Genomic DNA, 9,279 nt, shown 5'->3' with positions numbered 1-9,279 from the left:
ATATCTATGACCTTAAACTTCATGAAAGTTTAAGGTCATAGATATTATTGATGTCTTAGTTGTTGAAAGTTAGAGCCTGACCTCTTACTTCATTAACTTGTCCGTTTTCAAAAGCTATTTGTCCGTTTAGGAATGTCTTTTCAATAGAGGTTGATACGGTTTCATTTTCAAGTGGAGACCATTTACATTTGTATAAAATATTATCTTGAGTAATTGTGTAATCTTTGTTTGGATTCACTAAAACAAGATCGGCAAAATACCCTTCACGAATATATCCTCGCTTATTTACTCTGAAAAGAGTGGCAGGTGCATGGCACATTTTGTCAACGACTTCCTCTTTCGATATTTTACCTTGTTTAGATAACTCAAGCATCATCTGTAAAGAATGTTGCACTAATGGACCTCCTGAAGCTGCTTGTAAGCATCCTCCGACTTTTTCTTCCAATAGGTGAGGGGCGTGATCTGTTGCTACCACATCTAGTTTACCTTTAAGTAACCCTTGAAGAAGAGCATCTCTGTCTTGTTTTGTCTTTACAGCAGGATTCCATTTGATACGATTTCCGTATTTCTCATAATCTTCGTCTGAAAACCAAAGGTGATGTACACAAACTTCGCCTGTAATTTTTTTCTCAGCAAGAGGTTTAATATCAAAGAGACTAATTTCTCTTTCTGTTGAAAGGTGAAGTATGTGAAGTCTTGCTCCATATTTGTCAGCAAGTTCTACTGCCTTGGCTGATGATTGGTAACAAGCTTCTGCGCTTCTTATCAGAGGATGGTATTTCACAGGAATATCATCACCTAATAAGTTTTTATAGTAAGCAATGTTTTTTTGTATAATTTCTTCTTCTTCGCAGTGAGTTGTGATAATCATATCTATTTCGGCAAAGATTCCTTCCAATGCTTTGCGTTTATCTACAAGCATATTTCCGGTAGATGATCCCATGAATATTTTCACTCCGCACGTATTCTTCTTGTCAATTTTGCGAAGTTCAGCTAGATTATCATTAGTAGCTCCTAGATAAAAAGAATAGTTGGCATATGATTTTTGTGAAGCTACTTCAAACTTAGCGTCTAAGGCTTCTATTGAGGTTGTTTGTGGTTTAGTATTGGGCATCTCCATAAAAGAGGTTACTCCTCCCGCAATAGCCGCTTTACTTTCGGAAGCTAAATCTCCTTTGTGTGTTAGTCCGGGATCTCTAAAGTGAACCTGATCATCTATTACGCCCGGTGTTAACCATAAACCTTCGGCGTTAATAATTGTTGCTCTGTTTAGAATTTCAGAAGGAGTCTCGTTGTTTGTATAAACAGCTTTAATAATCTCTCCTTCTATCAGGACAGATCCTTTAGTCGATTTGCCTTCATTTATGATTGTAGCATTCTGAATAAGATACATACCTATTATTGTTTTCTGGTTATCCATTAAGGTCTCAGACCTCTTTTATTATCCAATCTAAATATAGCTATTATTGTAAGTTGTGACTTTAAAGTATCACTTTAAATTTCAACTTTTTTTAATATTATCTTATAGATTGTATTGCAAAGATAACGGTTTTGATGATAAGAATTCCAAAATGAGGATGAAGACCTTTTGCAAATTAGAGATACAAGTTCTAAACAAAGGTGATAGGTCTTCTCGTTTGCTTAATTATAGTATTGCTGTGTGTTTGTGATATCTAGTAATAGGCGAATCTCTGTTTTTTAGATAATTATCTAATAGATTGATTGTCTAGAATCTTAGATTTTTCATTTAAGATTCTTTTACTCAATAAAATATTGTATATCTTTGTCGAATTATAAACGAAAAAGTACTCCAGTGAAAATATCTAAGTAAAAGGGATGGTTATATACCATCATGAAACTCCGAACACTTCGGGACATTTTGGTTAATACAATTATCAATTTTGTCAGCTGCAATATCTGCAAATGCACTGGCATAAACTTAGAATTCATGTAATTAATAAATTATACAAGTCTTTAATAATTTGTTTTGGCTCATAACAGACTGTAGTTGTTATGCCTACTAAAGCAATAAAGAGGTTTGATGTATTTAAGCAACACATTCGTGATTGTTTATCCATATCTATTTTATACCTACATCTACTAAATGGGTTTTTAGACTCTAGTTTATAATATTATACATTAGTGCTTTATGAGTATTACGGTTAATAACCTTTCATATATACACCCCGATAAGGAGATTTTATTTCAAAATATCAATTTCAATATTTCATCAGGAGAAAAAATAGCCTTGATAGGTAACAATGGTTCAGGGAAATCGACATTGCTGCGAATCTTAGGTGAGCAGATCGAGCCTTCCGAAGGGGAAATTATTTATTCTGATAAACCCTATTATATTCCTCAACATTTTGGACAATATAATGATCTTACCATTTCTCAGGTTCTTGGAGTAGACGATAAGCTAAAGGCGTTGCATGCTATTCTCGATGGAGATACTTCAACGGATAATCTTGAATGTTTGGATGACGACTGGAGTGTTGAGGGCAGAATTGGTGCAGCTTTATTTTTCTGGGGTCTGCAAGACTTAGAGTTATCTCAACCAATGAGAAACTTAAGTGGAGGCGAAAAAACAAAAGTCTTTTTATCTGCAATCTCAATTCATTCACCCGCAATTATTCTTTTAGACGAACCATCTAATCATCTTGATTTAGAGAGTCGGAACTTGCTTTATCAGTTTATCAGAAAGAGTAAGGCAACCATTCTTGTTGTGAGTCACGATAGAACTTTACTGAATCTATTGGAAAGAACCATGGAGTTGAGACAAAATGCAGTTGATATTTATGGTGGTAACTATGATTTTTACGAAATTCAAAAAGAGGAAAAATTAAATGCCCTGCAAGCTCAGCTCGAAGAGAATGAAAAGACTTTGAGGTTAGCCCGACAAAAAGCAAGGGATATTACAGAGCAAAAGCAAAAGAATGAGGTAAGAGGTAAAAAGCAGAAACAAAAAGCGGGTATTCCGCGTATAGCGATGGGTATGCTCAAAGATAAGGCAGATCAGAGTGGTGCTAAGTTGAGAAATATTCAAAATGAGAAATTGAATGAAATTTCGGATAGTAATAAAGAAATCAGACAACATATTCAAAAAGAGGAAGTCTTAAAAGTCGAGTTTAACACCTCGAATCTGCATTCCGGGAAAATCCTTATTGAGGCAAGGAATCTGAATTTCTCCTATGTAGGGAAGCCTCTATGGTCTGAGCCTTTAAACTTCCAAATCCGTAGCGATGATAGAATTAGAATTACCGGTAATAATGGCGCAGGGAAAACAACTCTCATTAAAATAATGACGGCAAAGTTAGAGCCTACAACTGGAAGTGTTTTTATTGCTGACTTTCAATCTTTGTATATAGACCAAGAATACTCTATCTTAGATAATGAATTGACAGTCTTTGATCAGGTTGAAAGGTTTAACGAACGGCATCTTCTTGATCATGAATTAAAAATACTTTTGCATCGTTATCAATTTCCGAATAATGTGTGGAACAGAAAATGTGTGCAACTAAGTGGAGGTGAAAAAATGAAACTTATACTTTGTTGCTTAGCCGTAAGTAATAATGTGCCTGATGTGATTATATTGGATGAGCCAACTAATAATTTGGATATACACAGTCAAAAGACGTTGATAGCTTCCATTAAAGATTTTGGAGGTTCGGTTATAGTAATTTCGCACGATCAGACTTTTATAGAGGAGATTCATGTGAACCAAACAATAGAGCTCAATTGATAGAGTATTAAGATTATGCAGTTCACAGTCTGCATAATCTTAAGAAGTATTATCTTGTTTTCTTGTATGAAACATTGTACCTTTGTCAGAATTTTGGCTGTAAAGCACTGGTTATCTCTGCTGGTATGGATATATCAGGCAGTTATACACAATAAAAGTAACAAATTGTAAAAATAGTATTGTAATGAAAAGTCTCAGAGGTGTTTTTTTTGCACTTATTTCATCGGGCACATTTGGTTTGATTCCCTTGTTTTCGATTCCTCTAATGACCGATTCTAATATGGGGTTACCTTCGATTCTGTTTTATCGCTTTCTGTTTTCTACTATATTAATGGGAGCAATTTGTTTGTTAAAAAAAGAAAACTTCCGAATCTCTAAAAAAGATATTTTTACACTTAGCTGGTTAGGTTTACTTTATGCAGCAACAGCAATGTGTCTTATTTATTCCTATAAATATATTCCCAGTGGATTGGCTACTACTATACATTTTCTGTACCCTATTGCAGTAAGCTTTTTGATGGTTGTATTTTTTAAGGAACGGAAATCTATAGTTTTGTTTTTAGCTGCAATTTTGTCATTGATCGGGGTCGCATTACTTTGTTGGAATGGTGGAGGATCTATAAAATTGATAGGAGTGGGTATTGCATCCCTTACGGTGATAACCTATTCGGTCTATATTGTTGGTATCAATCAGTCTTCTGTAAGTAAAATGAATGCTGAGATTCTTACATTCTATATATTGCTTTCGGGTGCAATTCTGTTTTTGATATTTGCAGGAGTATCGCCATCGGGTATTGAATCAATTCCAGACTTTACTGCTTTTGGGCGATTAGCATTGCTTGCTTTCTTGGCTACTGTGGTTTCGGACTTAACTTTGATTCTGGCGATAAAATATGCAGGTTCTACTATCACATCTATATTGGGTTCTATGGAACCTCTTGTTGCTGTGCTTATTGGGGGGTTATACTTTTCAGAATATTTTAATGTGAATAGTGCGTTCGGTATTTTCTTAATACTCGTTTCGGTTAGCTTAGTTATAATTTTTGGTAAGCAGAAAAAAGAGACTTTGTTAAGCGACAAGCATTGATTCTTTTTTGTATTGTTTTATAGCCTGACAGGGATGAAGTGCTCTTTTCTGAACCTATAGTAGTTGTTATTAGATAAATATAATTATTTTTGACCTCTGAAATGTTAAATTTAACAACACTAAATTGAAAATGGAAGAAGAATCAGTGAAGCCTGAGGCGGTTATAAAGAAGAAGAAAGACAACGAAGCCCCTTCGTTTGCCTTTGTTGGTGCAACATGGCTGGTATTATTTGTTGGGGTGATTGCCTACCTGATTGGATTATATAATGCTGATATGCAGCTAAACGAAAAAGGGTATTATTTTACAATTCTATTGTTTGGGCTATTTTCGGCAGTAACACTTCAAAAAAGTGTGAGAGATAAACTCGAAGGTATTCCGGTTACTAATATTTTCTTTGCAATAAGTTGGTTTGGTACTATTGTTTCTATCATATTATTGATCGTTGGTCTTTGGAATGCTGAATTGGCCTTGAGTGAAAAAGGATTTTATGGAATGTCTTATACCTTAAGTTTATTTGCTGCTGTGTCTGTTCAAAAGAATATTAGAGATACAATGGAGACTAACAAATGAAAAAAGTAATAATAGGTTTAGTTGTTACTGTGGTAGTATTATTAGCTATCATCGGTGGCGGAGCAGTCTATATGTTTGGAGTTTCTTTAGATAGAAAAGTAACACCAACAGATGAAGAAGATGCCTATGCTTTTCTTTATGAACACGATCCGAGCTTAAAAATTTGGGTAGATAGTTTACGTGAAAATTCGGCATTGCGAGATACATTTATTGTAGCCGCAGATGGCAGTAAACTTCATGCCCTATATATAAGGTCTGCAATAGCATCTCCTAATACAGCACTTATCATTCATGGATATACCGATAACTCGATTCGAATGTTGATGATTGGTCATTTGTACAATAAAGAAATGGGATATAATATCCTGCTTCCTGACTTAAGAGCACATGGAAAGAGTGATGGCGAATATATTCAGATGGGTTGGAAAGATCGTTTGGATATTATGAAATGGATAGATGTAACCAAAGGTATATATGGAGATACTACACGTATGGTAATTCATGGTATATCTATGGGAGCAGCAACAACTATGATGACTTCCGGCGAAGATTTACCCGAAAACATTAAATGCTTTGTTGAAGATTGTGGATATACAAGTGTTTGGGATGAATTTACGCATAAACTCAAAGATGATTATGGGCTACCTGCATTTCCTATACTGAATGCAGCCTCTTCGTATTCTCAGATGAAAGTGGGTTGGAATTTCAAAGAAGCATCGGCTTTAGAGCAGTTGAAAAAAAGTAAACTACCAATGTTCTTTATTCATGGAGACAAAGATACCTATGTACCTACTTGGATGGTAAATGTGCTTTACGAAGCCAAGCAAGGAGATAAAGAATTGTGGGTTGTGCCTAATGTTGAGCATGCTAATGCTTATTGGGATTGTACAGATGAGTATGTTGCTAAAACAAATCAATTTGTAAGTAAATATATCAATTGAGGTTACGACCTTATTTGACTAAACGATTAAAGGCAAGTTGAAAAACTCGCCTTTAATCGTTTTATAAATTGCGATAATATTTTTTAGGAAAAAATCAGTTTCGTATTAATAGCTACTAATGGGTATTGACTTTTTGTTTTAGTATATTTGTAGAATAATAATGGGTACGACCTAAAATTAGAGTAATGAAGAATAGAATAACAGAAATTTTTAATATAAAATATCCGATTATATCGGGAGGTATGGTTTGGTGTAGCGGATGGCGATTGGCTTCTGCAGTGAGTAATGCCGGAGGACTTGGTCTTATCGGTGCAGGATCTATGTATCCTGAGGTGTTGAGAGAGCATATTCAAAAATGCAAAGCCGCAACTAATAATACATTTGGGGTGAATGTGCCTCTATTGTATCCTAATATCGAAGAAATAATCAATATTATAATTGAGGAAGGCGTAAAAGTAGTATTTACTTCTGCCGGAAATCCAAAAACATGGACTAAGAAATTACAAGATAATGGCATTAAGGTTGCTCACGTAGTATCTAGCTCCAAGTTTGCAGTTAAATGTCAGGAAGCAGGCATAGATGTAGTTGTTGCCGAAGGTTTTGAAGCTGGAGGACACAACGGAAGAGAAGAAACTACAACTCTGACTTTGATTCCTCAGGTTCGTAAAAGCATAGATATACCTTTAATCGCAGCCGGAGGTATTGCAACAGGTAACGGTATGTTAGCTGTTTTGGCACTGGGAGCGGAAGGGGTACAAATAGGAACTCGTTTTGCACTAACTCAAGAAAGTTCTGCTGCTACCGAATTCAAAAATCTATGTATTAGTCTAAACGAAGGAGATACTCTCTTATCTCTTAAAAAAGTAGGACCAACCCGAATGATAAAGAACGAATTCTACAAACAAGTACAAGAAGCTGAAGACAGAGGTGCTTCAGCCGAAGAAATAAAAGCTCTTCTGGGAAGAGGGCGTTCTAAAAAAGGAATATTTGAAGGAGATCTAGTAGAAGGTGAACTTGAAATAGGACAAATAGCTTCTCTAATTAAAGACCTGCCATTGGCAGAAGATGTTGTAAAATCAATTATTACAGAATTCAATGCAAGTGCAAAAGCTCTGTCTGGAATTTCTTTCTAAGTAAAAAAGTAGGTCAGAGACCTTTACAAATATGCAGTACGATCTTTTTGCACCTGTTCCAAAATATAAATTAATAAGTCTTTCTAGTGGCAGTAGTGGCAATTGTTACTACTTGGGCACTTCTCAATACGGTATCCTTATTGATGCCGGTATTGGTATGCGTACCATTAAAAAATATCTACGTGAGTACGGTGTGGCTATGGAAACCATCGTTGCAGTGTTAGTTACGCACGATCATGCTGATCATATCAAATCAATCGGAGGCTTTGGCGGAAAGCTTAATATTCCTGTTTATGCAACAGAGATAGTGCATGCAGGTATAGAAAGAAGCCGCTTTGTTGAAGAAAAATTTACGGGAGCCAGACGAGTTGTTGAAAAAGAAAAGACTTTTGAAATAAAAGAATTTCAGATAACGGCTTTCGAAGTTCCTCATGATACAATTGAAAACGTAGGTTATCAAATAAAAGTAGGAGATAAGACAATCGTTTTAGTTACCGATGTTGGTTGTATAACCGATACTATATCGAAGTATGCTCGCTCGGCTAACCATCTTATTATAGAAGCTAACTATGATGAAGAGATGCTTAGTTGTGGACGTTATCCAGCATACCTTAAGCAACGCATCACTTCGGGGATGGGACACTTAAGTAATCGGCTTACAGGAGAATTACTTACCAGTATTTACCACGATAAGTTGGATGAAATATGGCTTTGCCATCTAAGTCAGGACAATAATCACCCCGATCTTGCTTATAAAACAGTAGAATGTGCATTGAATCTGCAAGGAATAAAAGTGGGAAAAGATGTAACACTTAAAACTCTTAGTCGAGGGAAACCCTCAGGGCTGATAGAATTTTAAATATGATATTAAGAAAAAGAGAGTCAAAACCGACTGGTTGGTTTTGACTCTCTTTTTTGTTTATTTATGTATGTTGTAGCCTATTTACTCTAGCATCAAATTTAGAATAGGTTGGTGTTCTTCGAAAAGAGAAGAATACTCTGTTGCTAGTTCATTTGTATGGAACCCAAAGAGTAACCGTGCGAGCATATTTATATTTACTGCAATATCAAAATCGGATGAATTGTTTTGTTCTACTTTCCCTTGGCTTATTTGATAAATATCATCCTCTACCTTTATTTTAAAATTTTTATCGAGATTCTTTTGGGCATATAATCTCAGCATAACTGACGGGTATATAATACAAGACATGGCTGCTAGATTATGTTTAGGAGGACATTCATCTTGCAAGTATTCTTTTATGATAGTCTCAAAATCATACTCCGATTTTAAAACGCAGAAATCGTTTTGTTGATATGTTTTGTCAAATTCCTGGTATGCATTAGAGCAGTTACTTTCGTGTTTCTTTAAGAACTTGCTAAACTCTATATCCTTTGTCCCTTTGTCGAATGTTGTGGTGAATCCATATCTCTCGTAATAGCCAAAAAGCCATTCTTCAGCAGGTACTAGAATAGAAAGTGGAATATTTCGCGCTCTCATAATCGAAAAAGACTCACGGATTAGTTTCCCCATATAGCCCTTATTCCTGTATTCGGATAAGGTACATAACCCAGCCAGATAATAAAAAGGAATTACCTCACCATAAAACCTGATAGAATAAGGAATCATTTGCAAAGAAGCCACAGCCTTATTGTCTACCCAATATATGAGTGTATTCTCGTCTCTGTATTGTCGGGAGAAATACAAGTCCATATATTCGTCGGTATCTTCGAAGCAGATTTTCCACATCGAACGAACTTCAGGGGCTGTGTTTTTATTTGCAAATTGAATCATATTTTTAAGGCTG

At 35.4% G+C, this 9,279-nt stretch carries 8 protein-coding genes; 6 read left to right on the top strand and 2 right to left on the bottom strand.

Going from position 1 to position 9,279, the window contains the following annotated elements; genetic code table 11:
• Nucleotides 1-55 precede the first annotated feature (55 nt).
• Complete coding sequence (locus HGC4_RS02365) at nucleotides 56-1,393, bottom strand: dihydroorotase (protein WP_050708514.1); 1,338 nt, start codon at nucleotides 1,391-1,393, stop codon at nucleotides 56-58.
• A 756-nt stretch (nucleotides 1,394-2,149) separates the two neighbouring features.
• Here HGC4_RS02365 and HGC4_RS02360 point away from each other — a divergent pair.
• The 6 genes from HGC4_RS02360 to HGC4_RS02335 all read left to right on the top strand — a co-directional run bounded on the left by HGC4_RS02360 (nucleotide 2,150) and on the right by HGC4_RS02335 (nucleotide 8,333).
• On the top strand, nucleotides 2,150-3,742 hold the full coding sequence (locus HGC4_RS02360) for an ABC-F family ATP-binding cassette domain-containing protein (protein WP_050708512.1): 1,593 nt from the start codon (nucleotides 2,150-2,152) through the stop codon (nucleotides 3,740-3,742).
• Nucleotides 3,743-3,926: 184 nt separating this feature from the next.
• A complete protein-coding gene (locus tag HGC4_RS02355) occupies nucleotides 3,927-4,829 on the top strand; it encodes a DMT family transporter (protein ID WP_050708511.1) in 903 nt (300 codons plus the stop codon).
• A 130-nt stretch (nucleotides 4,830-4,959) separates the two neighbouring features.
• Nucleotides 4,960-5,400 carry an inner membrane protein YiaA gene (gene yiaA / locus HGC4_RS02350; RefSeq protein ID WP_050708510.1) on the top strand — a complete coding sequence of 147 codons (441 nt, stop codon included), beginning with the start codon at nucleotides 4,960-4,962 and terminating at the stop codon, nucleotides 5,398-5,400.
• The gene (locus tag HGC4_RS02345) at nucleotides 5,397-6,341 is read left to right on the top strand and encodes an alpha/beta hydrolase (protein WP_050708509.1); all 945 of its coding nucleotides are present in this window, start codon (nucleotides 5,397-5,399) and stop codon (nucleotides 6,339-6,341) included. Before yiaA ends, HGC4_RS02345 begins: the two co-directional genes overlap by 4 nt.
• Before the next feature lie 185 nt (nucleotides 6,342-6,526).
• A complete protein-coding gene (locus HGC4_RS02340) occupies nucleotides 6,527-7,474 on the top strand; it encodes an NAD(P)H-dependent flavin oxidoreductase (RefSeq protein WP_050708508.1) in 948 nt (315 codons plus the stop codon).
• 31 nt (nucleotides 7,475-7,505) lie between these two features.
• Nucleotides 7,506-8,333 carry an MBL fold metallo-hydrolase gene (locus HGC4_RS02335; protein WP_050708507.1) on the top strand — a complete coding sequence of 276 codons (828 nt, stop codon included), beginning with the start codon at nucleotides 7,506-7,508 and terminating at the stop codon, nucleotides 8,331-8,333.
• 84 nt (nucleotides 8,334-8,417) lie between these two features.
• Here HGC4_RS02335 and HGC4_RS02330 read toward each other — a convergent pair whose 3' ends face one another.
• Nucleotides 8,418-9,266 (bottom strand): GNAT family N-acetyltransferase, encoded by an 849-nt coding sequence (locus HGC4_RS02330; protein WP_050708506.1) that lies wholly within the window; start codon nucleotides 9,264-9,266, stop codon nucleotides 8,418-8,420.
• Between the last annotated feature and the right edge of the window lie 13 nt (nucleotides 9,267-9,279).

It is taken from the genome of Dysgonomonas sp. HGC4 (genome assembly GCF_001261715.1).
In the GTDB taxonomy this organism is placed as follows: domain Bacteria; phylum Bacteroidota; class Bacteroidia; order Bacteroidales; family Dysgonomonadaceae; genus Dysgonomonas_A.
Note: the sequence above shows the minus strand (reverse complement) of the source record. Positions and strands in the feature narration are given on the sequence as shown.

Coding starts and splice junctions, on each gene's coding strand:
- HGC4_RS02365 (WP_050708514.1), bottom strand. CDS start 1,393: ATGTATCTTATTCAGAATGCTACAATCATAAATGAAGGCAAATCGACT.
- HGC4_RS02360 (WP_050708512.1), top strand. CDS start 2,150: ATGAGTATTACGGTTAATAACCTTTCATATATACACCCCGATAAGGAG.
- HGC4_RS02355 (WP_050708511.1), top strand. CDS start 3,927: ATGAAAAGTCTCAGAGGTGTTTTTTTTGCACTTATTTCATCGGGCACA.
- yiaA (WP_050708510.1), top strand. CDS start 4,960: ATGGAAGAAGAATCAGTGAAGCCTGAGGCGGTTATAAAGAAGAAGAAA.
- HGC4_RS02345 (WP_050708509.1), top strand. CDS start 5,397: ATGAAAAAAGTAATAATAGGTTTAGTTGTTACTGTGGTAGTATTATTA.
- HGC4_RS02340 (WP_050708508.1), top strand. CDS start 6,527: ATGAAGAATAGAATAACAGAAATTTTTAATATAAAATATCCGATTATA.
- HGC4_RS02335 (WP_050708507.1), top strand. CDS start 7,506: ATGCAGTACGATCTTTTTGCACCTGTTCCAAAATATAAATTAATAAGT.
- HGC4_RS02330 (WP_050708506.1), bottom strand. CDS start 9,266: ATGATTCAATTTGCAAATAAAAACACAGCCCCTGAAGTTCGTTCGATG.